The sequence below is a fragment of the Achromobacter sp. ACM01 genome (genome assembly GCF_014851745.1).
GTDB lineage: Bacteria > Pseudomonadota > Gammaproteobacteria > Burkholderiales > Burkholderiaceae_B > Achromobacter > Achromobacter aegrifaciens.
The window spans coordinates 350,884-377,125 of sequence record NZ_JACVAF010000004.1 but is presented as its reverse complement, the minus strand read 5'-3'; the positions used below and the strand labels follow the sequence as shown (position 1 = coordinate 377,125).

Below are 26,242 nucleotides of genomic sequence, written 5' to 3'. Positions count from 1 at the left end.
GCATGGCGACGCATGGCGCCATCGTCTCCGGGCCGGCCGCACAGGTCTGGCGTCCGCTGGGCCAGGTGCTGGGGGCGCCTCTGGCCGTGGATTGGGCTGCAAGCCACGCCAGCTATCCCACGGCGGTGCCCTTGGAGGACGGCCGGGTGCGGGTCTACTTTTCGCCGCGCGATGCCGCGGGGCGGTCTTGCCTGGCCAGCATCGAATTGTCGATCCAAGGCTCGAGTTGGCAGATCATCGAACCGGCCCGCGGACCGCTGTTGCAGGCAGGTAGCCGGGGCGCCTTCGATGCGGATGGCGTGACGGTAGGCTGCGTCGTGCCGCAGCCCGGTCGCTGGCTTGCGTACTACCTGGGATGGACGTTGGGTTTGCGGGTGCCGTTTACCAACTTTATCGGTCTGGCCGTCTCGCACGATGAGGGTCGCAGCTTCGTCAGGCATTCCATTGCTCCCGTCGTGGGGCGCAGCGAGGCGAATCCCTACAGCTTGGGCTATCCCTGGGTTCTGAAGGAAGGTGCGCAATGGACCATGTGGTTCGGAACCCATCTTGAATGGGGCAAAGAAGGCCTGGAAATGCAGCACGTGGTGAAGTCCGCCAATTCGAGAGACGGGCTAGCATGGCTGTCTTCGCCCGACGTCGAGGTCGGGCTGGCCGGGTCGCTGGACCCCCGGGAGTTCGCGGTTTCGCGGCCCTGCGTGGTCCCCTGGGGGCAGGGGCGGTTGATGTGGTACGCCAAACGCCATCCAGGCTATCGGCTTGGCTTCGCCTACGCGGGACCAGATGGCGTCTGGCGCCGGCACGATGACTGCGTGACCTTCGCTGGCGAGCCCGCAGCCTGGGAGGCGAGCGAGCGGACCTATCCCTGCGTGTTCCGGGTGGGGGACGATTGGTACATGCTGTATAACGGCGATGGCTACGGACGCACGGGCTTTGGCCTGGCCCGCCTAGAAAATCCGCAGGCCCTGCCCGCGATTCCGGCCTGACTCATCTGCACTGTTGCCGCGACAGGGTCAGCGGCCCGAAGTGCTGGACAGCCAAGGCTCGCAGTTGGCCATGGCGACGTTCGGCGCAGTAGGCGGCGAGCCGGGCGATGTACGCGTCATTGGCCAGTATCGGGATGCCTTCGGGGGATTGCAGGCGCTCCGGAAATCCCCGCCCTGTCAACTGCTCGGCGCGAGATACCGCGAAGGGCGCCAAGGTGAAGACGCCCAGCCCGTAAAACCGTTGGCCTTGTGCCGATGGCTGAATGCTCAGCACGCCGTACATGGCTTCAAACGGATAGTTCGCGCCCCAGATCGCGACCGTCTCTTGAGGGAAGCCCGCGAGAGCGGTGCGCAATTCCCGCGCTCCGGCGGCCATGGCGCTGGCCTGGGACAGCACGACGCCCAGGTTCAGCGCGCAGGCTGCTCCGATCGCTGCCGTCAGCAACGGCCCCGCGCGTTGCGCGGGTCGGGATGCCAGCAGCGGCGCCATCAGCAGGGTGGCGATCAGTGGATAGTAGACATGCAAGGTGCCGGGGCGTCCGGCCAGCCCCAGGCAGAATACGGCCAGGACGCAAAGCGCCCATGAAATGGCGGCGCGGCGGCTCCAGTATGCGATCGCCAAGAGCGCGGCGAGCGCAAGCAGCGGCACAAAATCGGAATACCAGAGCATTTGCACGCCGAGCAGCGCTTTAACCAGGGAGCCATTCTGGGCCGGTAACGGCCCTAAGTCCCGGAGCATGGCGTTGAGCTTGTCTGGATCCGCAATGTCCGCATCGACGAAGAACCAGTGCTTCAGCAGGTCCAGGTCGTTATGCGTATAACCGTAGCGCGCCAGGATGTCCGGACGCTGCTCCAGACTGTCGAGGGCGCCAAAGTCGGTGAAGGCGGCGCGCGGCAGATTGAGCGCATTGAATGAATCCCACTCGGCGCCTTCATAAGATAGCCTGTCAAACCAGGTTGCGCTGACGAGGATGGTGGCGAGCAGGACCAGCGCAAGCCGGCAGGGCCGGAGACCGGCAAGCGTGCGCCATGGCAGCAGAGGCAAGCCCACGATCAGCACGATGAGCGCTTCGTGGTTGCGTTCGAGAAAGCCGGCGAGGAACAGCGCGCACCCCGCCGCCAAGACTCGCCATGAGCGGTCGCGGGCATATAGGCACCAGCATGCGATGGCTGCCAGGCTGAGCAGACCTGCGTTGATCGTGAACTGCGGAAACAGGGCAGGGCGGACCAGGACAAGCGCGCAGACCAGCAGGCCGATCCAGAAGCTCGTCCCCAGACGCCACAGGGCGTACAGGAGGGTGCCGCTGGCGATGAGCAGCGAGGCCAGGCTTGCGATCGAGTAACCCAGCACGCCATGGACCGTGGGTATGGCTCGAACCAGATAGCCCCAAAGGATGTTGGAGAAGAACAGGTTCGGCGACCCGTGGTCAGCCAAGCCATAGCCATGCGCAACCATCGACATGGCGATATCGTCGTTGGTCATCCAGCGCGGGTCGGCATATTGGTACAGCAATGCCATCATCAGTACCGGGGCCAGCAGGGCTGCTGCCAGGGCCGGAATGCAACGCAGGCGCGCGGCGCCTAGCACGCCTTGCATCAGGCCTCGGCCAAGACGATGCGGATGACACGGTCCTGGTCCGATTCCGAGAGGTCGGCATACATCGGCAGTCGCAGCAGCGCGCGCGTAACGTGGTCAGTGACGGGCAAGGCTCCGCTGGCACGGGCATACTGCTTGCCAGCGGGCGAGTCGTGCAAGGACACGTAGTGGCTGGCCGCCTGGATGCCGGCTTGCGCCAGGGCCCGATGCATGCGCGTCTTTGCCTGCTCGTCGTTGAAGACCAGGTAGTAGATGTGTCCGTTGTGGGTCGCCGCATCAGGGATGAACGGCCGGCGCAGCTTGCCGGCGGCCTCGAGGCCGGCGAAAGCAGCGTGATAGCGCGACCAGGCGGCGACGCGGCGCGCGTTGATGCTGGCGCTGTGTTCAAACTGGGCCAGCAGGAAGGCGGCCGTCAAATCGCTGGGCAGGTACGAGGATCCGAGTTCCTGCCAGGTGTATTTGTCGACTTCGCCGCGCAGAAAGCGCGAGCGGTCCGTGCCTTTTTCGCGCGTCACTTCGGCGCGTTCCCCTTCTTGCTTCGAACGCGTCAGCAAGGCGCCGGCTTCCCCCGCCACGATGTTCTTGGTACCGTGGAAACTGAGAGTGCCGTAGTCGCCCAGTGTGCCCAGAGCCTGGCCGCGCCAGGTGGAGCCGAAGCCCTGCGCGGCATCTTCAATGATCTTCAGTCCGCGTTCGGCGGCGATGGCGCAGATGGCATCCATGTCGCAGCCCACGCCGGCGTAGTGCACCGGGACGACTGCGCGGGTACGAGGGGTAATAGCGGCGTCGATCCGGCTTTCATCCAGGTTGAGTGTGTCTTCGCGGATGTCTACGAATACCGGCACCGCGCCACGCAACGCGAACGCGTTGGCAGTGCTGACAAAGGTGAATGAAGGCATGATGACTTCATCACCCGGCCGCAAGCCACAAAGCAGGGCCGCCATTTCCAGCGCGCCCGTGCAGGAATGCGTCAGCAGCGCCTTGGCCGTGCCCAGGTTCTGTTCGAGCCAGGCATGGCATCGCCGGGTGTATGCGCCGTCGCCGGTCAGATGGCCGCTTTCGATCACCTGGGCAATGTATTGGAGTTCGAGGCCGGTGTTCGGGGGGCGGTTGAAGGGAATGGGTTCCATGGGCGCGGCGGATCGATGCGAGGGATCAGGGGTTCATGTTGCTGACGGTGAGGCCGACCATGATTATGGCGATGCCTGCCATACGCTGCCAGCCAAGGGCTTCGCCGAAAAGAAAATGGGCGCTCACCACGATAACAGGGTATATCAGGCTGGTCAGGGGATAGGCAATGTTCAAGGGCAGCTTCGTGCTCGCCAGCGTCCAGCACACGAACGAGATGCCGAAGCACATCATCGCGAAGACAGCCAACGGTGACAGCAAGGCATGGACCACGAACATCAGCTTGCCCCACAGATCCGCAGGCAAGGCGCCCATGCGGTTTATCTGCATGCGGAAAGCGAGTACTGAGGCCGCGGACGCCAGGATCATGGCGCCTAGCAGCAGGAAGGCGGCAAGTCGGCTCATCGTGTGTCGCGGACCAGTCGGCGCAGGTAGTCGGAATAGGCGTTGTTGCCATAGCCGTCGGCCAAGGCCAGCAGCGCGGCGGTATCGATCCAGTGCTGGCGCCAGGCGATCTCTTCCGGACAGGCGATTTTCATGCCTTGCCGACGTTCGACTGTTGCCACCAGGTTTGCGGCATCGAGCAGCCCGTCGGCGGTGCCGGTGTCCAGCCAGGCGAAGCCGCGGCCGAGCCGTTCGACATAGAGCTCGCCCAGTTCAAGGTAGATCCGGTTCAGGTCGGTGATCTCGATCTCGTTGCGTTGCGAAGGCTTGAGCGAACGGGCGAACTCGATGACCCGGTTGTCGTAGAAGTACAGCCCCGTCACGGCATGGTTCGATTTCGGAACGGCGGGCTTTTCCTCGATGCTGATGGCCTTGTCGTTCTTGTCGAATTCGACCACCCCGAAAGGCCGGGGGTCCAGCACGTCGTAACTGAACACCGTTGCACCTTGCGTGCGCCGGCTTGCGTGGCTGAGCGCGGTCGACAGACCGACCCCATAGAAGATGTTGTCGCCCAGGATCAACGAGACCTCGTCGCTGCCGATGAATTCTTCTCCAATCAGAAAGGCATCGGCCAGTCCACGGGGATGGTCCTGTTCCTCGTAGGAAAGATTCATGCCGATGGGCGAGCCGTCGCCCAGCAGCTCGCGAAAGCGCGGCAGGTCCTCGGGCGTGGAGATGATGAGCACGTCCCTGATGCCCGCCAGCATGAGCACGGACAAGGGGTAATACACCATGGGTTTGTCGAACACCGGCAACAGTTGCTTGCTGATGCTGCGCGTTATCGGATAGAGACGGGTGCCTCTGCCGCCTGCGAGAATAATGCCCTTCCGCACGGTCATGCTCCTGGTTGCAATGCGTTAGCCGGCATGGAGTCGGGAGAAAGCCGCGAGTGTTCGGAGGCGCCGGTCAAAGCGCAAAATTTTACCCCGATAAGGTACCTGGCGGCGCGCATCGCCTATTAGCGTCCGGCGCGAGGCAGCAGCCCCAACGCTAGGGCAGTGCCTGCGAGAATGATGGCGGCGCCAGCGAGGATTGAAGGCGTCAACGCTTCTCCTAGGAACCAGACGCCCCACAATAGTCCAAAAATGGGGACAAGAAACGTAACACTGACGGCACCGGTCGGCCCTACATTGGCGATCAGGCGAAAAAAAATGATGTAGGCCATTCCCGTGCAGACGACGGCTAGCACGGCGATTGCCAGCCAGGCTCGAAGGGAGACTGGCTGTTCGGGCCAAGCCAGGATGGCCAGAGGCAACAACAGCAGGGATGCTGCCAGCATGCTGCCGGTCGCGTTCACCAACGCGTCCACTCCGGTCAGATAACGTTTGGTCCAATTGGCGGCCAAGCCGTAGAAGACTGGCGCGGAAATCGCGGCTAATACGGGTAGTCCGGAACCGCCGTCGCTGAAATCAAGTTTGTCCCATACCAGCACCACGATGCCCCCCACGCTGATAAGCAAGCCGAGAGCTCGCATGCGAGGTAGCCGGTCTTTCAGCCAGAGCCAGCCTATCACCGCGCCCCAGACAGGGGTTACGGCATTGGCGACAGACAGGAAGCCGGCGCCTAGAGATTGTGCGGCGTATGCAAACAGCAGGAAGGGCAGTGCCGCGTTGAATGCACCTACGACCAGGATTGCCCGCCAATGACGCGCTATTAGGGGCAGCCTGCCGCGCCATATGGCGGCAGGTAACAGAAAAAGGGCAGCAAGGCCCACCCGCAGCTCGATCAGCGCAATGGGCCCGAACTCGGGCACAGCTACGCGCATGAATAGAAAGGAGCCGCCCCAGACGGCCGCCAGCAGGAGCAGGTCCAACAGGTCGCGGTGACGCATGCTTGATTGTTCCCGTGAAGTGCTATTTCCGCGAACTGGCCAGGTTCCTCATTTTGATGCGATGGGCCAGCAAGGCGCAGGTCAGGGAGAGGACAATACACAGCACCAGACCCGCGCGCACTCCGTTTAGTACTGTGCTATGGGAAATGATGATGCCGACCACGGCAGTCCCCAGCGCGCTGCCGATGGCGCGCGTGGTCTGGACCAGGGCGGAGGCCACGCCCACGTCGCGCCGCTCGCTCAGCATCTGCATGAACAGAGTCAGGTTCGGAAGCAGGAAGCCCAGCGCACAGCCGTTGACAAAGAAGGCGGCCAGGATCCACCAGGCCGAGGTCCCCGGCGAGATCAGCAGCACCATCAGCGAACCAGCTGCCAGCAGGCAGCCGCCGAACACCATCAGGCGCTGCGGTTCGGTCTGCTTGGGGAACAGGCGGCCGTTGATGATGCTGCCCACCGAAATCGCGGCAACCAGCGGCGTGAGCAGCAGCCCAGCCTCGCTGGGGGTGTAGTTCAGTACCTGTTGCAAGAGCAGCGGGCTGTAGAAGATCAGCACGAACATGACCGCGCCCACCATCATCGCCGCCAGGTTCAGCAGGCGGGATTCCGCGCCGCCGAGCACGCGCAGCGGAAAGATGGGTGAGCTTACGCGCCGTTCCGTGGGAATCAGGATGGCGATAGCCGCCACACCCACCACCGCCAGGCCCAAGCCCAGCATGGGGTGGGCATGGTCGCCGCTGGCAAACGCCAGTTCCAGCGCGGCCAGCGGCGCGCCCACCGCCAGTACCAGCAGGATGGCGCCCAGCCAGTCGATCTTGCGGCTGCCGTCGTGGATGGGGCGGATGCGGGGAAAGTAGCGGGCCAGCAGGAAAAACGCACCCGCGGCCGCGATCGGCGCAATGAAGAAGGCCGCGCGCCAGCCCAGCGCCTGCGTCGCGGCCCCGCCCAGAACCGGCCCGATGCCGCTGGCCATGGCGAACGCCGCTGACACCAGCGCCATCCAGCGCACCCGCTGCTTGGCATCGGGGAACAGGTCAGCCGGCGCGGCGAATGCGGTCGCGATCATCATCCCGCCGCCTATGCCCTGTAGCGACCGGAAAATGATCAGCTGCATCATGCTTTGCGACAGGCCACAGGCGATAGAGCCCAGTGCCACGATCAGCACCGACAGCAACATCAGGGGCTTGCGGCCAAACATGTCGCCCAGCCGCCCGAAAATCAGGATGGATGCCGCGGTGGCCAGCAGATAGCCCGTTCCCACCCAGGCGTACAGCGCCATGCCGTTCAGCGCCTCGGCCACGCGCGGCAGCGTGGTGCTGATAATGGTGGAATCCAGGGCGGCCAGGACTACCGTCGCCGAAACCCCCGCCATGCCCATCAGCAGGTCGCGTCGTGTATGGGCGGGGGCGGTTGGGGGCGGTGATTCGGGCGGCGGCGTCATGCCGCAGAGCATATCACCCGCGCGTCAGGGATTTCACTTATAGAAGGTGTGATAACCCCAGAAAACCGCGATGACCAGCACCACCATGATCCAAGACCAACGCGAATTGGACAGCCCGCGCGGCTCTGGTTCGGGGGGAGGGGGCGGCGGCGCGAGGCGGGGCTGGGCGGCCATGTAGTCGATGAAGGTGGCGAAGAACTTCTGGATGATCTTGTCGCCGGCCTTGAGCAACATCCCCTCACCGTATTCCGCCAGCTTGCCGCCGGTCATGCAGGCGACGGTATAGGCGACCCGCGTGCCTTGGTCCTTGGTGCTGAGATTGATCTGCGCGGTTCCGATGGCCAGGCAGGCGGCGCGGCCCTTGCCTTCGAAGACCAGCGTGCAGCTGTTGTGCGGGTCGACGTCGGACATCAGGATTTCGCCATCGTAGTCCGTGTCGATGCCGGCAACCTTGGCGTGCAGCTTGACGGCGTACTCGGTCGGACTGAGGCGGGCGACCTCCACGCAGCCCGGAATACATCGCTGCAATACGGCGGGGTCGGTCAGAGCATCCCAAGTCTGGTGCTGGGTCGAAGGAATCCACTGGGCATCTGCAATGCGCATGGCTGTCTCCTTGCTTGGTACAGTCCCGTCTTCATTGTGGACCCAATCCGCGCAAAACGCCAATATCGGCCTGATTGGATCCGAAGTCTCCAATCGAACAGGCAGGATGCACGGAGTAAAATCATGGCCTCTCCACCGTCCTCGGCCGGTGCTCTTATTTTGCGCATATAGCCTATGACTATCCTCGTTACTGGAGGCGCCGGTTTCATCGGAGCCAATTTCGTCCTCGATTGGCTGGCGCGCAGCGACGAGTCCGTCGTCAATCTGGACAAGCTGACCTATGCGGGCAACCCACAGAGCCTCCAGGAGCTGGATGGCGATAAACGGCATGAATTGGTTGTTGGCGACATAGGCGATGTCTTGCTCGTCAACGATTTGTTGAAGCGCCATCGGCCGCGGGCGGTCATCAATCTGGCGGCGGAGTCTCACGTGGATCGTTCCATATATGGGCCGGAAGCGTTCATCCAGACCAATATCGTTGGCACGTTTCGGTTGCTGGAGGCGGTAAGGGCCTATTGGAGTGAACAGGATCCTGCGGCGCGCGCCAGTTTTCGTTTTCTGCACGTGTCGACGGACGAGGTCTATGGCTCATTGTCCGCGGATGGCGATGCGTTTACTGAAACGCACCGGTATGAACCCAACAGCCCATATTCGGCGAGCAAGGCTGCCAGCGACCATCTTGTGCGCGCGTATCACCATACCTATGGCTTGCCGTTACTGACGACGAATTGCTCCAACAACTATGGCCCCCTCCAGTTTCCGGAGAAGCTGATTCCCTTGGTGATCGCCAACGCCCTGGCCGGCAAGCCTTTGCCGTTGTATGGCGATGGCCTGCAAGTGAGGGACTGGCTGTACGTGAAGGACCATTGCAGTGGTTTGCGCCGAGTGTTGGAGGCAGGTCGCGTGGGTGAGACCTATAACATCGGCGGTTGGAACGAGCGTCCGAACCTGGACGTGGTTCAGGCAATCTGTAACTCGCTGGACGAGCTGCAGCCTCGGGCAGACGGCGTTTCATATAAGCAACAGATCGCGTTCGTCAAGGATCGGCCCGGCCATGACCGCCGTTATGCCATCGATGCATCGAAGATCAGCGATGAGCTGAATTGGCGCCCAGCGGAAACATTCGCCACTGGTCTGAGCAAGACCGTGCGGTGGTATCTCGACAATGGTGACTGGGTGGAGGACATCGTCAATGGCGCCTACCACCGGAATTGGGTGGACACACATTACTCCGAGTAGCTTTCCCGCGGACTGTCCGGCCCGAAGTGCTGTTCATCGGGCAGACCTTGGGGGGGCGCAGGATCAGTTTGCGGGTGGTATCGCAACGCAGCAGTACCCGCCCTTGCGGAGGACGTTAAGGCCGGAAAGCGCTGCCGGCAGGTAGTTGCACTGAGTGATTGCGCCTGGCGATCCGAGCGCCTGCAAAAAGCGTATGAGCTTATCGCCGGGCAGATCGCCGCCATATGCCAGTTCCGATACATAGAGCGCGTGTATCGGCCGACGCAGGTAGCTGAACGCATAGTAGGTCAAATGGTCCACGACTAGATGCGCCGCGCCGTCGCCGCGTATGCCGCATTGGTTCGTCAGCTCCCGGATGGTTTCGCGCCGCTTGTCGAAGTCCAGCGCGGGGACCGACAGCCATTGGTCGGGCACCGTGGCGGCGGGAGGATCGGAACGCTTCCACACTTCTGGTGCGAGGTGCGCGCTGAAGATCGACATGCTGGCCAGCGCGAACAACAAGCATGCGCAACGTGCAAATTGCAGGCCAGGCCACACCAACCATCTGGGCGCGTGGGCGGGCAAGGCGAGCAAGAGCATCATGAGGACTAGCGGCAAAACCTGTGCGGCGCCGTAGAAAAACCAATATTTGTAGAAAAACAGGTTGGCGCAAAGTCCCACGGCCAAGGCAGTGGCGAGTAACGCCCGCGGTGTCGCCATTTTCTGGCGCAGCCATGTTGCCGGCAGCCATAGCAAACTGGCGGCCAAAATGCCAAAAATGGCGACCTCGATCAGGAGTCGGATGATAGGGTTCATCCAAGTCGCCATGGGTGGCACAATCATGGGCGGCAGCCAACCCGATTGGAAGGTCGCGGCAAACATGACATGTTCCGCGATCTTGCCGGGCGCGCTCAACAGATTGCCGATTCCTTCCCGCAGGAAGGCCTCCGGGGCGTGGAACAGTAGCGAGGGATTCAGGAAGTTACCGGCCAGGGTGGCTTGTACTCCAGGCGCTTCCGGACAACTGGATAGCGTCGATCCCCAGCGGTATGTGGTGTAGGCGGCCCACAACACGAAGGTGATGAGCGGCCAGCGAATAGCCGAAGAACGGTGTCGGGTCACGAACCAGGCCGCGAGCAGCACCGCAGGAGTGAAGAAGATGCTCTTCGGATGTACAAAAAAGAAGGCGGAGGCTACGGGAAAGTACAGCATGGGCCATACCCATGAGATTTTTCCATCGTTCTGCTGGTTCGCGGTAGCCGTCATGCAGAAGAACATCAGGCCCAGGGTGATCCATTGTTCGGGTCGGGCCATCACCCAGAGGAAGGGAAGTATGCCCAGGGCGGGCAACACCATGAGCGCGGACAGCAGACTCAATGTGGCGCGTGCGTTGTGAGCGCTGCGCCGCGCCCAAAGGCCGAAGCAAGCCACTATCGCCAGAGCTGTGGCGACTCCCGCCAGCCGTAGGCCCAGGGGGGAAAGGTTGCCGTACAGAACGGAAAAAAATGCGGCGCCCGGGTAGAACGCCCAAGGCAGAGGGGAATTGAACACCGCCCGGCATTGAGGGAAGAAGGAGACCAGTACGCCATCAGGTTCGAAGAACCTGGCTTGGCCCCATTTGGTGACAACTTCATCCGAGTACAGGGGCAGGCCCGAACCCGCGATCAGAAGGGCGGCGAAGACGCCAAGAACCAGGAGGGAAAGCAGATCCCCCGCCGCGACCAGGCGGTCTGCAGGCCGAGGCGCCGTACTGTTATTGGCTATCATATGCGCGGAGGGAATGGAGTCACTGGCCTGGCGCGATTATACCGGCGAGGCGAGGGCGCTTCGCGCCTACATGCGTGGTGGCTTTCGCAGTACGATGCGTCCGCTGCGCAGAAGCTGAAAATGCCCCGAATTTTGTATCCTTGATGAACATCGACATGAATATTGGACGACCCGATTGCCCCATTTCCCTCGCGGGAGGTGCAGTTTGCGCACGTTGATTGTCAGTCAGTATTTTTGGCCGGAGGGTTTCCGGATCAATGAGATCAGCAGCACCTTGGCCGAGCGCGGGATGGAAATCGATGTTCTGACGGGGAAGCCGAACTATCCGGAAGGAAAGATCTATTCAGGGTACCGGATGTTCGGAGTGCAGCGTGAGCAGTTCCACAACGTGAATATCACGCGGGTGCCCTTGATTCCCCGCGGCAAGGGGGCGGTGCGCCTGACGCTGAATTACCTGTCGTTCATTTTTTCAGGGTTGTTGTTCGGGCCGTGGCTCATGCGCCGCAAGTCCTACGATGCGGTTTTCATCTGCGCCTTGTCGCCGTTGTTGCTGGCCATACCTGGCCTGTTGTTAGCGAAGCTCAAACGCGCGCCGGTGGTGATCTGGGTATTGGATCTTTGGCCGCAGAGCCTGTCGGCGACGGGCCATGTCAAGAACCGTTTCGTCTTGGGTGTAGTCGAGCGGATCGTGCGTTTCATTTATAGCCGGGCCGACTTGATACTTGTCCAGTCGGAAGCGTTTGTTGATCCGATACGCAAGCTCGCGCCGGGCAAACCCATTGAGTACTATCCCAATTCGGTCGACGACAGTTTTTCGCGGGTGCCTACGGAAGCGCCGCCCGACGTGCCGGGGCTGGACGGCGAATTTGTCGTCATGTTCGCGGGTAATATCGGCGCGGCGCAGGCTGTGGAAGTGATAGTCGCTGCCGCCGCGCTGTTGCGCGAGCATCAGGGCATCCAGTTCGTTGTTCTGGGGGGAGGCAGCCGCAGGGAGTGGATGCAGCAACAGGTGGCGGTGCTGGGCCTGGAGAACTTGCACTTGCCAGGCCGCTTTCCGGTGGAAACCATGCCTGCCTTCATGCAGCGTGCGTCGGCACTGCTGGTGACGCTGGCCGACCAGGAGATCTTCGCCGCTACCGTTCCCAACAAGGTGCAGGCCTATATGGCGTCGGGCAAGCCTATCCTGGCGTGCCTCAATGGCGAAGGCGGGCGGCTGGTGGAAAAGGCACAGGCAGGCATCGCGGTGCCCGCCGAGGATGCACAGGCTTTGGCTGCGGCCATCCGGCGCCTTGCCGATATGCCGCAAGAGGCGCGGGTGCGCATGGGTGAAAATGGGCGGCGCTACTACGAAGAGCATTTCAACCATGATCGGCTGGTGGATCAATTGGCCGAGGTGCTTGAAACGGTATCGCGTGAAAAGTCAAAATCGGCGTGAGCCCCAGCGTCTGATGCTGTCAGGCAGGGGACGCGACGGCCACACCTCTGTGGCGCCGAAACTTGAATGACAAAGGCGCTCGGGTACGACCGCACCCGGGCAATATCGAATCTGCTAGAGAAAATTGTGAAGAGAGTCTTTGATTTGTTGCTCAGCCTGTTTGCCGCACTTGTGCTGCTGATACCGGTGATTATTGTTGCGCTCTCGGTCAGGCTGACTTCGCCCGGCCCCGTGCTGTACTGGAGCGACCGGGTGGGCCGTAACAACCGAATTTTCAAGATGCCCAAATTCCGCAGCATGAAAGTGGATACGCCAGCCGTCGCGACACATTTGCTGCCCGATCCCGCAGCATGTTTGACTCCTGTCGGTGGCTTCTTGCGCAAAAGCAGCCTGGACGAACTGCCGCAGCTGTGGAGCATTATCGTCGGCGACATGAGTTTTGTCGGTCCGCGCCCAGCACTGTTCAATCAGGATGATCTGATCGCTCTGCGAACCGAGGCCGGCGTGGATGCGCTCACGCCCGGATTGACGGGATGGGCCCAGGTCAATGGCCGCGATGAATTGCCGATCCCCGACAAGGTCCGCCTCGATATCGAATACATGGAAAGGCAGTCCGTATCGTTCGATATCCGCATTCTCTGGATGACTTTCGTCAAGGTGCTGCGCCGGGACGGCGTTTCACATTGATTCGGGCAAGTCTCTTTTTTCCGAGCGTTTGTCCCTGAACATCCATCGCAAGATTGAGTAGATAACCACGGGAATCAAGGTCCAGATCAACCCGTGGTCATAAAAAATGGGCCCCTCGCCGGGCACCTGAGAAAAATGATATCCGGCAACGGCGCCCATGATGCCAAAGGCGCCCACGGTTGCGCTTGCGGTAATCGGCAGGCACGTGATCAGCGCCATGACTATGGACGCACAAACCATGGCGAAGAGTGCAATCGGCCACCCTCCAAGTGAGTAACCCGAGATGTGGACGGCTGCGGGTGCGGTGCCACGCCCTTCGAAGCCATCGCGGCCGAAGACCCGGGTATAGATGTAGGTGCTGGGGCGACAAGCCGGTCCCACACGGGCCTGAGCCAGTATGCCGCCGCACACGTAGCCTTCTTCAGTAAACACCTGGAAGTAGAAAGGGTACAGGATCGCCATGCGGGTCAAACCGGAGAATATCGTTTCCGGAGCTCGGGTGAAGGCCAGCTTGGGCGTGTCCAGAGCTTCGCTCAATGCCCCTTTGTCGGGGCGTCCTTCTGGCTGCGCCGGGGGAGTTGCCCGCTGGTGTGAGGATATTTCGGGAACATGCGGGTCACTGGAGGTGTCCGCATAGCGGAACACATGGCTGGAAATCAGCAGATAAGTCGCGAACAACGCCACGGTGCCGATTGCTGCCTTGAAATATGGCCGTCTTTGGCTATGAGCGAAAACAGTCAGGATAAGACCGGCCGCAAATACCAGAAAAGGCCATTTCATGTTTAGCAGGACCATGTACAGGGCGACGAGACCCGCCACGACTATGGTCGTAACCCTCCAGAACATTGTCGGCGAGCGTATCCATCGGATCTGCGCGTAAACGGCGAGAAATGGCAGTATGGACATCAGGACCGCCATAGTCCAGAAACGCATTCCACTCAGTATTTGAAATCGAATCTCGACAGACGATACGGCATCGGTGCCCGTGCCGTACAGTGAAAATGCCTTGGCCTGCCACAAATGGTAGCCCACATGAGCTAGCGCGAGACCGGTCACAACCAGATAGTCAATGCGGCGTATTTCGGGGATTCGGTCACAAAGTCGCTGTACCGGCATTTCCAGAAAGCGCCGTATCAGGATAACGATAATCGGCGTCATCAAAAATGGCAAAAATAATAGCAGCCAGTACAGTGGCGTAAAGAGAGTTGGAAAATCGTAAATGACCGCGTAGCTCGGGATTTTCTGCAGTTGGTGGCGACCGAACGGCGTGGCAAAAAGTATATTTCCAAGGACTACAGTAAGAAAAAACGCCGCCAAAAAAATAATCGGCGACATATTTCGGATAATCCAGGGTCGTAGCGTATTTTTTTTCAATCTCTAGTCCATGGCTTGCTTGCTATTTGCGGAGTATAGGCAAACGTCGCCCTGTCGCGTACTGTCCGTAAGTCCTAAACTGTAGCGAAGTGTTAGGGCAAGGATGCGCTTCTTGTTCGCCAAAGGCAAGTGGGCGTCAGGAGTAGAAGGCTGGGGTATGGTGCCGTGGGAGGGGGCAGTAGCGCGCGGAGCCGCGGCGTAGATGATATTTTTTGAGACGAGCGGCCGGATGGACCGGGTGCTCGAAGTCTCATGAATGCTTGGCTGCCCGCGGCCGTCGGGCAGCATCATTCTTTTGGTCCGCTTTTTTAGAGAAGTCTTCAGCCCGGAAGAGCTAAACCTTAGGGCGGGCGTACAGCGTGCGCCAGGCAATATAAATCGCCATCGGAATCAGAGTCCATACTAAGCCATGGTCATAGAACAATGGCCCTTCTCCCGGTACCTGAGAGAAATGATAGCCCGCGACTGCCCCCATGATGCCAAGGGCTCCGACCATGGCGCTGGCGCCAGTGGGTAGGCAAGTGATCAAACCGAGAATGACCGAGGCGCAAACCATGGCAAAAAGCGCGACCGGCCATCCTCCGAGGGAATAGCCAGAAATATGTACAGCAGTTGGTGCAGTGCCTCGACCTTCGAAGCCATCGAGTCCGAAGACTCGGGTGTAGATATATGTGCTGGGACGGCACACGGGGCCACGACGGGCTTGTTCGAGAATGCCGCCGCAGACGTTACCTTCCTCAGTGAAAATTTGATAGTAGAAGGGGTAGAGAATTGCCATCCGCGTGAGTCCGGAGAAAAGGATCTCTGGCGCGCGACGCAAGGCGGTTTTGGGTAAATCAATTGCTTCATTAAGAAGCTGGGTCCCGCTCTTTGTCGATGATTGCGGCTCTGGCGTGGAGGTTTGGACAGGCCCTACAGGAGTTTCAGTGGGCGACGTCTCGCTTTGTTCAGGCTGTATTGAGGCGTTGGCGTCAGGCTCGATCTCCTGGCGGGTCTGCGCGACCTGTTCCTGAGCGATCGGGGCCTCCTGTTGGGGCGCAGCCGCTTTTTTGGCGCTATCTCGGGAGATGGCGTTAGTTTTTGGCGGGAGAGTCTTATGGGAATGGCTGCCTACAGCGGGGGCTGCGTTAGCTTGAGTAGCAGCAACGGGCGTGGATACGGCAGGTTCCGGCTGAGGGTCGCTCTCGGGTTGAGCGCTGGTTTCGTTGACAGGCGCAAGCTCGGGCGAGTTCTCGCCAACCGTTGATGAATCGACTTCGGCCACAACCGTAGGCGGGACTGGATCGGCCAGTCGGAATACGTGGGTGGAAATTATCAAATAGGTGGCGAATAGGACCACCGTTCCGGCGGAAACCTTTATGTATGGATAGGTCTTGCTATATGCAAAAATGGTCAGGATGAGGGCTGCCGCGAATACGAGAAAAGGCCACTTCATATTCAGCAGAATCATGTATACCGAGACGATGCTGACAACGGTGATCGTGGCAAATACCCAAAAAATTCCGGAGCGGCGAATCCAACGAATCAGGGCATACACCGCCAGATACGGCAAGATAGACATCAGAACCGCCATGGTCCAGAAGCGAAGCCCCGAAAGAATCTGAAAGCGGATCTCGACTGACGAAACTGGATCGACACCCGTGCCATACAGCGAGAACGCATTCGCTTGCGACAGACTGTAACCTACATGGCAAAGAGCGATGACGGTGAAAACGGTGTAGTCGAGCGGTCGGATTTCCGGGATTTTCGCGCACCACCGGTGAATTGGCGATTCCAAGGTGCGCCGCACCAGAATGATAATGGGTGGCGCTATGAAAAATGGCAGTAACAAAAGCAGCCAGTAAAGCGGTGTGAAAATGGTCGGAAAATCATAGATCACCGCATAGTGCGGAATTCTCGCCAACTGTTCATGACCGAAATCCGTTGCGAACAACAAATTGCCCATGACGATTGTCAAAAAGAATGCCGCCAGGAAGATGATCGGCGCCATGTTCTTAATTATCCAGTGGTGCAGAACATCCGGCTTGGACCGGGAATTCAATGTTGGCTCTTGCACGACAGACGATGGCATTGTTTCAAGCGAAGTGGATTTCATGTTGCACGATATCTTCAATAGCAGGTCTTGATAAGCAACCCAACCAACTCAACTGTGGATGAGATTGGATCCTAATGACCGGTACAGCCTCAGTAGGCAGGCCATGAGCACTGCCGCGAGCGTGGCAAGCCAAGCGGCGGCCCATCCGGCTGCAGTCCAGTTTATCTGTCCGTTGTAGATGGACGGAGGAGCCAGGAAATGCATGGCCACCAGCACAATCAAGACGAAGACGATCATTCTATAGTTGATTGTGAACCGTATGGCGTTTGATCCGGTCAAAAGCGTCAAGAAAAAGTACAACAGCGTACTTGCGGCATATGAAATTGCAAAATAGTCGAGCGAGTGCGCGCTCGAAGAGTACATGTAGGCCAGAAAAGCGACGCTATTGCTGATAGCCGCCAGCACGACCAATTGCTTCAGATGCCCGAGTACCTCGAATTTCTTCTGGGAATAGAGCGCCAGGGTGCTTAACATGATACCTAGCCCAATGAGAACCGCCCGGAAAAATGATACGTGCTGCAGATCAGGCGAAAAGTGCGTCAATTGTATTTTTGCGAATGACGCATAGACGAATATCGCGAACAGAAACAACACGACCAGAAGCGTGGTCGAGAACCTGATCAACTGGGAAAGCTCCTCTTCCTTTTTCTCACGGAACAGCCGGAAAATCATGGAATGGGCGATCAGCATGATCGGCATGGAAATGAATCCTGAAATGCCGATCAAGAGGTCTTTCGTGAACGCATAGCCCGCCACCCCCGGCCCTTCCACGCGGCCAAGGAAGAAGCGGTCGGTGTAGCTGTTGACCAGCATCAGCGAAAACCAGATGAACATGGGGCCGCCATAGGCCAGCAGCTTGGAATTCTCAAGCGCAGGTTCCTTCGCCGCCAGGCGGCGCTGGCGCTTGCGCAATACACTGGTAAACCAGGTCCAGTGAATATACAGAAGCAGGGTAATGAGGCCGGCCAGGAACCCCGCGCCATAACCTGCGACGGACACTGCGAGCGAATGGGTGTTGGACAGAATCGCGTAGGCGGCGAAGAGCAATTGGGTAATGCTGAGGGTGATCGCGCTGATGACCTGACTGCGCATCCGTCGCTCCGGCTGGAATAGGGCGACGGCTACATAGAAGAGCCCTTGCGCAGCAGTCAGAAACAAGACGCTCGCGCTTAGCGCCCGATCATGAAACAGCGATAGAAAGATGCCGGAAGTGATCAGGGCCGTCAGCGAGGCCGAAACAATGGCTATCCGCAACACCTGCGTGACGAATGCCGCTTTCCCTTTGCGCAGGGGGAAGTAAAAGATGATCGCGCTGGCAATCCAGCTTGAAGCTATCTGCGCGCCGATCACGCCCGCGGCAATCGCGGCGGAATAAGTTACATAATCGTTGGGCGGAAAGTTCATGTACATGGCGACCATGTACACGATCATGGACAGAGCCGGGAAAACTTTCACTGCGAGGTATAGGAAGAGGCCCCGTATCATGCCAAAACTTTTTAATGAAAAGGAAGGGTCGATGGTTGTCGCGGCTCCCGCATCTCACGGGCGGTCCTACTGCTCCGAATCCTGAAAAATAGTTCGGACCAGTTTTTTTCCTTGTTGCAGGGCGGTCTTGTGCTGCCGACAGAAGGCGGCTGCGCCCTGCGCGGATAGCTGGGCGGCACTGTAATTCACGCCTGCGTTGCTTCGCAGGCATTCGGCCAAGCCTTCCGCGGTGACGTCATCCAGAACGAGCAGGTGTGCATAGTACTCCTGTGGGATGCCAGGTAGGCGGGAAGAGACCACGGGAACGCCCGTGGCCATGTATTCCAGCAGCTTGGATGGAAAGGAATATTGCAGATAGGCGTCGCCCGGGATGCGCGCGTTGACCAGAAAGCTGGCGTTGCGCGACAGCGCCTTGACGTCTTCAGGCGGAATGCTGCCCAGGTAGTGTATGTGGGGGTGTTCGCTCGCGGCCCGGCGCACGGCTGCGTTCATGGAGCCCGCCCCGCATAGGACCAGATGGACCTCGCCGCCCAGTTGCTTGACGGCCTCGATGAGAATGCCTACTCCATAGGGCTCAGCCAGGCCACCAGCGTAGAAGACAAAGCCCTTGGTCAGCCCGTATTTGTTCAGAATCTCGGCATCTTGCTGGTTCTGTGCTTCATCAGGCACATCGCTGGCCTCCGCCACGCCCTCCAGGACTGCCGTTCGTTTGCCGCTCCAGGAGGGGCGCGATTGGACCAGTTCGGAGGTGATTCCTATGATGCCCGTCGCCCGGTCGCTCAGGCTCAACACCAGCGATGTGTCGATCCGCTTCAGGAAATTGAACAGGCGGCTGCGTTTGACGCCGACATTCATGTACTGCGGCAGGTCGGGAACATAGATATAGAAGGGGATCCGGAACCACTTGGAGAGGACCGCCGCAGAAAGCACCAGAGGAGTGTGCAGTGAGTACACCAGGATGGCCGAGGGACGCTCACGCTTTTGGCGCAGGCACCGCCAGCCAGCCCTCAGGATGGAGATGGTGCGCGACATGTGGCTGAGAAAGGGCATGTTGATGTAGCCGACAGCCTGGGCTTGCTGTCCGTGGGCGTCGACGCCTTTGAATGCCTTCAGCAAGACGGTACGGTTGCGCGGAAAGATCCGCGCAGGGTATAGGCCAATCGTTTCGACCTCGACGTCGTTTTGCCGCAGACCGTCTACGATCCGTGATTCGAGCTTCCGCGCGGCGTACTGATGGTTCTTCTCCGCCTTGTCGTGTAGGTCGAAATACGCCTGGGGGCAAAAGAAACCCAGGTGCAGCAATCGCTTTTTTTCAGACACGATTTTTTTCCCGTTATCGCATTCAGGGTATGGATTTGTGCGCGGAATGCGCGGAGAAACCACCTGGCGCAGACATGGCCAGCAATAACGCGGTCAATGTCGCATAGAGGCCTATGGTGCGCATGCCCCGGAACATCAGTTCGGTGAGGCCGAATGCTGCAAACCCCAGGCAGACGACGAGCCCCATGGCGGTTGCGGACTTTCCGTCCGGGCTGCCTTGGCGTAAGCGTCTGAGGAAATAGGCGCTAGGCGCAAGATATATGGCAAGCAACGCTGCAAGCCCTGGCAGGCCGTAGTTGGCCATGGCATACAGCAGGTCGTTGTGAGGCTCGCCAAAGTTTGCCGCAACCGTCGGCGAAACCTTGCCGTGCGCGGCCTGTTCCTGCAATTTTTCAGGGAACAGGCTGCCGCTGCCATTGCCGGTAAGCGGAGCGGCGCGGAACATTCTCCAGGCTGCGGACCATAACTGAAGCCGCGTGCATATGGAGGTGTCAGCCAATTTGTCGTTGCGGCATTGAACGACTTCGTTGGCCGCCAGTTCTACGCGGCTGCGCAAATCGTGATTGGCGTAGAGGACAGCCGCGCAGCCAGCAATGACCGCGACGAATATGCCCGCCTTCAAGACCCAGCGTCGTTGCCCGGCCAGCGCGAGCGCCACCAGGGAAAAGACGGGGACCGCCAGCCAACCGCCGCGGGTCAACGTCAGCGCGAAGGCATAGATCGCCACACCGCCCGTGACAAGTTTTGCGGCGGCTTCAAGCCTGGGCCAGCGTGTGGTGCGCGATCCGAGCGCGAACAGCATGAGCACGCCCAGAAGCAAGGTCAGGTTGCCGTAGGAGACAGCGTTGTACTCCTCGGGCTCTGGACGCTCGCCAGTGATCCAGGCTAGATGGATGATGGTGATGCTGGCGACCCAGGCGGCTGCCGCGAGGCCCCACAACGTGAGTTTGAGCCTTTCGCGGTCGATTTGCGCCAGGCTGGCGACGATCAATGCTATCGCCCAGAACCGGAGGCCGCGTTCAAGATCCGACCCATGCAACCTCGCATCCAACAAGGCAGAACTGAGGAGCGGCGTCAGCGGAGCCAGCGCCAGCGATACAACCAGCGGCCAGTAGCTATGCCAGTACGGAGTGCGGGATGGTTCGGATTGGCGGGCCTCCAGGCACAGGCCGACTAGGCTGAAGACGCAGGCCGCGTAGAACGCAACGCTGCCCCCGCGGCTAGTGCTGACAGTCAGGACCGGCAGCAAGCCGATACAAAGCAGCAGGGCTACATCGCATGCGTTCTTGACTGCCCGGGGGGACTGAGGAGGCGTGGCGACGTCCATGGAAACAATCCTGGGGCAAATACTGATTGGTAGTGGCGTCGTGCTTGGAAGGACAAACTAACCAGGTGCCGGGGCATTCGGGGCAGGTTGCCCCGATGCCGTTTGCTCGCCAGCGGGTCGATCAGTATTTTTTCCACACGGTACGGTTCACGTAGTCCGTATAGCTATGGATGATCCGCACCACTTTTTCCGCCACGTTGGGCATGCTGTAGTCGGCCACCTGACGCAGGCTGCGCTCGGCTCCCCGGCCCTGCTTCTCCAGGATGGAGAGTCCTTGCAGCACACGGTCCAGCTCGAGGCCGACCATCATGACGGAAGCTTCCTCGAAGCCTTCAGGGCGTTCGTGGGCTTCGCGAATATTAAGCGCGGGAAAATTGAGAATGGAAGATTCTTCCGTGATGGTGCCGCTGTCGGAAAGCACCGCGCGGGCGTCTTTCTGCAGTTTGACATAATCGTGGAAGCCAAGAGGCTTGAGCAGACGCACCAGCGGATCAAACTGCAGCTGTTGCGCGTCAATACGCTTCTGTGTGCGCGGATGCGTGGAAACGATCACGGGCTTGCCGTAAGTCGTGGCCAGACCGTTGAAGATATCCGCGAGCTTGCGCAGATTGATCTCGGAATCGACGTTCTCTTCGCGGTGAGCGCTGATGACAAAGTACTCGCCCTCGGTCAGACCCAGCCGCGAGAGCGCATCCGAGGCGTTGATCGACGGTGCGTAGTGCGTCAGCACCTCGAACATCGGGCTGCCGGTCTTGATGACGCGGTCCGGAGGGCACCCTTCGGCCAGCAGATATTCGCGGGCAATGCTGCTGTAAGTGAGGTTGATGTCGGAAGTGTGGTCGACAATACGCCGGTTGGTTTCTTCCGGCACACGCTGATCGAAACAGCGGTTTCCGGCTTCCATGTGGAAAATGGGAATCTTGCGGCGCTTGGCAGGAATGGCGGCCAGGCAGCTATTGGTATCGCCCAAGATGAGGACGGCTTCGGGCTGCATTTCGGCCAGAACCTTGTCGACGGCAATGATGACGTTGCCGATGGTCTCGGCGGCGCTGCCCCCCGCTGCGTTGAGGAAATGGTCCGGGCGGCGGACGCCGAGATCACTGAAGAAGATCTCGTTCAGTTCGTAGTCGTAGTTCTGGCCGGTATGGACGATGATGTGGTCACAGTGCTCGTCCAGCTTGGCCATGACGCGCGACAAGCGGATGATTTCGGGGCGCGTACCAAGGACGGTAACGACTTTAAGTTTCTTGGTCATCTTGGATAATTAAACTTTGTGGCCGATGGTGTCGGGATTCTGCCGGTCGAAGATCTCGTTCGCCCATAGCATGACGACCATGTCGCCCTCGCCGATATTGGTGATGTCGTGCGCCCAGCCCGGAATGGTCTCGACGATGGTGGGCTCGTCGCCGTTGGTGAGGATTTCGAACGTCTCGTCGGTGACGATATGGCGGAAACCGAAACGAGCCGAACCCTTGATGACCAGAAATTTCTCGGTCTTGGTGTGGTGGTAGTGGCCGCCGCGTGTGATGCCGGGGAGCGCAGTGAAAAACGAAAACTGGCCAGCGTCGGGCGTCTTCAGCATCTCGACGAAAACGCCGCGCTGGTCACCGTACTTGGGTACGGTGTACGCGAATTGCGCCGGCTCCAGATAGCTCATGTAGGTCGAATACAGGGCACGCGTGAACCCGGTACCCACGCGAGGCGTAATGAGCGTCTGGCGGCTTTCCTTGAAACCGCGGATCTCCTCGGCCATGTCGCCGACGGTGGTGGAATAGATCGGGTCGACTTCCACGTACCCGTTAAGGCCGGGCTCTTCGGCGAGCAAGGCGATGAGTGCCTTACAGACATCGTCCACGTACACCAGGCGCACCTTGGCCGCGGGATCATTGATGGTGATCGGCAGATTGTGCGCGATGTTATGGCAGAAGGTTGCCACTGCAGAGTTGTAGTTCGGGCGGCACCATTTGCCGAACACATTGGGAAGCCGGAACAGGCGCACCGACGAGCCAGTCTGGCGCCCATAGGCCAGCAGCGCTTCTTCGGCGGCCAGCTTGCTGGCGCCGTAGGGATTTTCCAGCTCAGCCTGGATCGATGAGGTGTAGGCGATCGGCAAGGGGCGCTGACGCTTGGCGGCGAAATCGATCAGCGACTGCGTCAATTCCAGGTTGATTTCCTTGAACTCGGCAGGATCCTTGGGACGATTCGAACCGGCCAGATGAAAGACATAATCCGCTTCCTGGACCATGGCTTCCAGTTGCGCCAGCGTATGCTCGCGCGTGAATGCGAGCACTTCGAAATCCTTGCGTTCACCCAGCAATACACGCAGGTTTTTGCCGACAAATCCGTTGGCGCCGGTGATAAGCAGCTTCATTTAACCCTCGACTTCGGGAATGTCGTTGCGCTCAACGGCCTGGATGAAATCGAGCTTGCGCAGCAAGGCCACCATGCCGGCCACGTCCAGGCGTTCAGTATTGTGCGAGTTGTAGTCCTCGTATTGCGAAATCTTCGGTTCGCCTTGTTCGACGAACTTGCCGTAATTGAGATCGCGCAGATCGGGCGGCACGCGGTAGTAACCGCCCAAGTCCTCGGCGGCAGCCATTTCTTCGCGGCTCAACAGCGTTTCATAGAGTTTCTCGCCATGCCGAGTACCGATGACGTTGATCGGATGCCCTGGCTTCTTGAGGATGGCGAGCAGGGCTTCGGCCAGGGTTTCGATCGTGGCGGCGGGGGCCTTCTGCACAAAGATATCGCCGTTCGTGCCATGCTCAAACGCATACAGCACCAGATCCACCGCATCTTCCAGCGTCATCATGAAGCGGGTCATGTCGGGATCGGTGATCGTGAACGGCGTGCCGGCGCGGAACTGGTCGAAGAAGAGGGGAATGACCGATCCGCGCGACGCCATGACGTTGCCATAGCGGGTTCCACAGATGACGGTGCCCTTGCCGTCTAGGTTGCGCGACTTGGCAACCATCACTTTTTCCATCATTGCCTTGGAGATGCCCATGGCATTGATCGGATAAACGGCCTTGTCGGTGCTCAAGCACACGACGCGGCTTACATTATTGACAATGGCCGCTTCGAGTACGTTCTCGGTGCCCAGAACGTTGGTCCGCACGGCCTCCATCGGGTGGAATTCGCACGAAGGGACTTGCTTGAGCGCTGCCGCATGAAAAATGAAATCGACGCCGCGAGTAGCGTTCAGGATGCTTGTGTAGTCGCGTACATCGCCGATGTAGAACTTCAACTTCGGATTGTTGAAGCGCTTCCGCATATCGTCCTGCTTTTTTTCGTCGCGACTGAAAATGCGGATTTCGCCGATATCGGAATTAATGAATTGCTTCAGAACGGCATTGCCGAAAGAACCCGTGCCTCCGGTTATTAGCAAGGTCTTGTCGCGGAAAGTTTTATTGCTCATGGCTTATATATACTAATTATGGCAGCGAGTTTGTCTAATTGAATTCAGGACGGAGTATATTCAATCACGAGCTTTTTGAGCATCGCCTTGGAGGCGATCTCATCACCGGTAGTGAAAGAATGTTCCATGCTTTCGAGTTCTTTCATCAATTCGTCATAAGGAATGCTATGTTCCTTCGACTGCATGATGCGAGGGTGTTGCGTAGGCGAGACATCTCCACCGATTAGGAGTTCTTCGTAGAGTTTCTCTCCGGGGCGTAGGCCCGTGATCCGGATTTCGATGTCGCCGTCGGGGAATTCCGGCGTACGGACGGTCAGGCCATGCAGTTGAATCATGCGTTTGGCCAGGTCGTATATCCGGACCGGTTCCCCCATGTCCAGGACGAAGACCGAGCCCGAGGCGCCCATGGCTCCTGCTTGGAGCACCAATTGTGCTGCTTCCGGGATGGTCATGAAGTAGCGGGTAATGTCCGAATGTGTCAATGTCACCGGTCCGCCGTTCTGGATCTGCCGATTGAACAGAGGGACGACACTGCCCGAGCTGCCCAGCACATTGCCGAACCGTACCATCGAGAAGCGGGTGCCGGTCTGGATGTCCGCCAGCGCCTGCAGCACCAATTCGGCCAGGCGCTTGGTTGCCCCCATGACATTGGTGGGCCGAACGGCCTTATCGGTGGAAATCAGCACGAAATCCTTGACGCCGGATTCGATGGCGGCACGGGCGAAGGACAGCGTTCCGAAGGCATTGGTGCGTATGCCCTCGCGGATATTGTGCTCGACCAGGGGAACATGCTTATAGGCAGCTGCGTGATAGATGGTCTCGACACCATACTTGCGCATGTGTTCTGCGCAATTCCGCTGATCACCCGCAGAACCCAGCAGCAACACGATTTCCACATTCTGCGCGTTGATCCCGGCGAGGTCCTGGCCGATGGAGTACAGAGCGGGTTCAGAGATTTCCAGCAAGACCAGGCGGCGGGGCTGCAGCGCCAGGATTTGGCGGCACAATTCGGAGCCGATGGAACCGCCTGCGCCGGACACCATGACCACATGCCCAGTTACATATCGGCCCAGCAGTGCGGGCAGCGGCGCCACGGCATCGCGGCCCAGCAGGTCTTCGATCTGAAGGTCGCGAGCTTTCAGCCCGCCGGCCTGATCGACCATTTCGTGCAGATTTGGCACAATCCGGACCCGGATACTGTGCTGCGAACCGATCTCCACCATGTTATTGATTTGTTCGCGCGAAGCCGTGGGCTTGGCAATCAAGATCTGACCGATATTGTGGCTTTCCACGAGTTCGCCTACGTCGCTCGTCGGGTAGGTGCGGAGGCCAGCGGCCATCAGACCGGTCTTATCGCGGTCGTCGTCGACCAGCGCGATCGGGCGGTAGTGCGAACTGTTGCGCAATGCTAGCGCCAATTGGCTGCCAGCCGGGCCTGCGCCATAGATAAGCACGCGCACGACGCTGTCCCGCGGGACATCACCAAGTCGGTGGCGCGGAAACAAGATCTTGATGGCCGCCAACCGTACGCCCAGCAGCAGCACCAGGGACACGACGCCGTAAATGGTCAACACGCCGCGCGAAAGCCCGGAGGACATCTGCAGAAAGAGGCTGCAGGCGGTGACCGTCATGATTGAAACCAGAACGCCACCTACAATGACAAGGGCTACGCGGTCTGTCATGTACCGCAGCACATATTGATACGTGCCGAATACGACGAGCGCGAAGATGCCGCTGGCGCACGCGGCAAATGACAGCAAAAGATAGTCTGGTGTCGTAAAAAATAGCTCGAAACGAAGCCATAATGCCAACTGGAATGCGCCAAACAGAATCAGCGCGTCCAGCGAAATGGCAAGGGCTCTTTTGGCCGATCTCGGAAGGTCAACGAGGGCTTGCCGAACTGCACCGATTGATGTACGCAAAGTCACACCGACTGATAGAGAGAGTTGGGGGTGCATGATTGTATCAACACGCCGTCGGGGTAGAGTAACCGCGCCCGCGCCCCAAGGCGGGCGTGGGCGCCGGCAACGGCTTGCACGACGTGGGCATCCGAGGTGCTGCAATATGCGGCGCTCGAGGGGATTAGGATGCG

The 26,242-nt window shown here is 59.5% G+C and carries 21 protein-coding genes; 4 read left to right on the top strand and 17 right to left on the bottom strand.

Annotated elements, in window-relative coordinates:
• Positions 1 to 2 precede the first annotated feature (2 nt).
• Positions 3 to 983 (top strand): hypothetical protein, encoded by a 981-nt coding sequence (locus IB268_RS22155; protein WP_192354809.1) that lies wholly within the window; start codon positions 3 to 5, stop codon positions 981 to 983.
• Position 984: 1 nt separating this feature from the next.
• Here IB268_RS22155 and IB268_RS22150 read toward each other — a convergent pair whose 3' ends face one another.
• From IB268_RS22150 to IB268_RS22120, 7 genes are all read right to left on the bottom strand, one after another.
• Positions 985 to 2,580, bottom strand: a complete 1,596-nt coding sequence (locus IB268_RS22150; RefSeq protein WP_192354808.1) for a hypothetical protein — start codon at positions 2,578 to 2,580, stop codon at positions 985 to 987.
• The gene (gene rffA, locus IB268_RS22145; protein ID WP_125471196.1) at positions 2,580 to 3,710 is read right to left on the bottom strand and encodes a dTDP-4-amino-4,6-dideoxygalactose transaminase; all 1,131 of its coding nucleotides are present in this window, start codon (positions 3,708 to 3,710) and stop codon (positions 2,580 to 2,582) included. The genes IB268_RS22150 and rffA overlap by 1 nt, the downstream gene beginning before the upstream one ends.
• 25 nt (positions 3,711 to 3,735) lie before the next feature.
• A complete protein-coding gene (locus IB268_RS22140; protein ID WP_125471195.1) occupies positions 3,736 to 4,113 on the bottom strand; it encodes a hypothetical protein in 378 nt (125 codons plus the stop codon).
• On the bottom strand, positions 4,110 to 4,991 hold the full coding sequence (gene rfbA / locus IB268_RS22135; protein ID WP_125471194.1) for a glucose-1-phosphate thymidylyltransferase RfbA: 882 nt from the start codon (positions 4,989 to 4,991) through the stop codon (positions 4,110 to 4,112). The genes IB268_RS22140 and rfbA overlap by 4 nt, the downstream gene beginning before the upstream one ends.
• Positions 4,992 to 5,110: 119 nt before the next feature.
• Complete coding sequence (locus IB268_RS22130; RefSeq protein WP_125471193.1) at positions 5,111 to 5,983, bottom strand: DMT family transporter; 873 nt, start codon at positions 5,981 to 5,983, stop codon at positions 5,111 to 5,113.
• Positions 5,984 to 6,005: 22 nt separating this feature from the next.
• A complete protein-coding gene (locus tag IB268_RS22125; RefSeq protein ID WP_175213169.1) occupies positions 6,006 to 7,358 on the bottom strand; it encodes an MFS transporter in 1,353 nt (450 codons plus the stop codon).
• 96 nt (positions 7,359 to 7,454) lie between these two features.
• Positions 7,455 to 8,024, bottom strand: coding sequence for a CoxG family protein (locus IB268_RS22120; RefSeq protein ID WP_088143415.1), 570 nt, complete (start codon positions 8,022 to 8,024; stop codon positions 7,455 to 7,457).
• Between the two features lie 174 nt (positions 8,025 to 8,198).
• Between IB268_RS22120 and rfbB the strand changes: the two genes are divergently transcribed.
• Positions 8,199 to 9,263 carry a dTDP-glucose 4,6-dehydratase gene (gene rfbB, locus IB268_RS22115; protein ID WP_192354807.1) on the top strand — a complete coding sequence of 355 codons (1,065 nt, stop codon included), beginning with the start codon at positions 8,199 to 8,201 and terminating at the stop codon, positions 9,261 to 9,263.
• Between the two features lie 63 nt (positions 9,264 to 9,326).
• Here rfbB and IB268_RS22110 read toward each other — a convergent pair whose 3' ends face one another.
• Positions 9,327 to 11,009, bottom strand: coding sequence for a hypothetical protein (locus IB268_RS22110; protein ID WP_192354806.1), 1,683 nt, complete (start codon positions 11,007 to 11,009; stop codon positions 9,327 to 9,329).
• A gap of 205 nt (positions 11,010 to 11,214) precedes the next feature.
• Between IB268_RS22110 and IB268_RS22105 the strand changes: the two genes are divergently transcribed.
• Both IB268_RS22105 and IB268_RS22100 read left to right on the top strand, forming a co-directional pair.
• A complete protein-coding gene (locus IB268_RS22105; protein ID WP_125471188.1) occupies positions 11,215 to 12,444 on the top strand; it encodes a glycosyltransferase family 4 protein in 1,230 nt (409 codons plus the stop codon).
• 126 nt (positions 12,445 to 12,570) lie between these two features.
• Positions 12,571 to 13,131, top strand: coding sequence for a sugar transferase (locus IB268_RS22100; RefSeq protein ID WP_125471205.1), 561 nt, complete (start codon positions 12,571 to 12,573; stop codon positions 13,129 to 13,131).
• Here IB268_RS22100 and IB268_RS22095 read toward each other — a convergent pair.
• The 9 genes from IB268_RS22095 to IB268_RS22055 all read right to left on the bottom strand — a co-directional run bounded on the left by IB268_RS22095 (position 13,123) and on the right by IB268_RS22055 (position 26,108).
• Positions 13,123 to 14,466: a hypothetical protein gene (locus IB268_RS22095; protein ID WP_175212980.1), complete on the bottom strand. Its 1,344-nt coding sequence runs from the start codon at positions 14,464 to 14,466 to the stop codon at positions 13,123 to 13,125. The genes IB268_RS22100 and IB268_RS22095 overlap by 9 nt on opposite strands.
• Positions 14,467 to 14,839: 373 nt before the next feature.
• Positions 14,840 to 16,600 carry a hypothetical protein gene (locus IB268_RS22090; protein WP_175212981.1) on the bottom strand — a complete coding sequence of 587 codons (1,761 nt, stop codon included), beginning with the start codon at positions 16,598 to 16,600 and terminating at the stop codon, positions 14,840 to 14,842.
• Positions 16,601 to 16,648: 48 nt separating this feature from the next.
• Positions 16,649 to 18,031 (bottom strand): hypothetical protein, encoded by a 1,383-nt coding sequence (locus IB268_RS22085; RefSeq protein ID WP_175212982.1) that lies wholly within the window; start codon positions 18,029 to 18,031, stop codon positions 16,649 to 16,651.
• Between the two features lie 120 nt (positions 18,032 to 18,151).
• Positions 18,152 to 19,405, bottom strand: a complete 1,254-nt coding sequence (locus IB268_RS31345; protein ID WP_125471184.1) for a glycosyltransferase — start codon at positions 19,403 to 19,405, stop codon at positions 18,152 to 18,154.
• Between the two features lie 22 nt (positions 19,406 to 19,427).
• Positions 19,428 to 20,732 (bottom strand): O-antigen ligase, encoded by a 1,305-nt coding sequence (locus tag IB268_RS22075; RefSeq protein ID WP_125471183.1) that lies wholly within the window; start codon positions 20,730 to 20,732, stop codon positions 19,428 to 19,430.
• A gap of 121 nt (positions 20,733 to 20,853) precedes the next feature.
• The gene (gene wecB, locus IB268_RS22070) at positions 20,854 to 21,987 is read right to left on the bottom strand and encodes a non-hydrolyzing UDP-N-acetylglucosamine 2-epimerase (protein ID WP_175212984.1); all 1,134 of its coding nucleotides are present in this window, start codon (positions 21,985 to 21,987) and stop codon (positions 20,854 to 20,856) included.
• Positions 21,988 to 21,996: 9 nt separating this feature from the next.
• Positions 21,997 to 23,103: a capsular polysaccharide biosynthesis protein CapF gene (locus IB268_RS22065; RefSeq protein ID WP_125471181.1), complete on the bottom strand. Its 1,107-nt coding sequence runs from the start codon at positions 23,101 to 23,103 to the stop codon at positions 21,997 to 21,999.
• On the bottom strand, positions 23,104 to 24,150 hold the full coding sequence (locus IB268_RS22060) for a polysaccharide biosynthesis protein (RefSeq protein ID WP_125471180.1): 1,047 nt from the start codon (positions 24,148 to 24,150) through the stop codon (positions 23,104 to 23,106).
• A gap of 44 nt (positions 24,151 to 24,194) precedes the next feature.
• Positions 24,195 to 26,108, bottom strand: coding sequence for a nucleoside-diphosphate sugar epimerase/dehydratase (locus tag IB268_RS22055; protein ID WP_125471179.1), 1,914 nt, complete (start codon positions 26,106 to 26,108; stop codon positions 24,195 to 24,197).
• Positions 26,109 to 26,242: the final 134 nt, after the last annotated feature.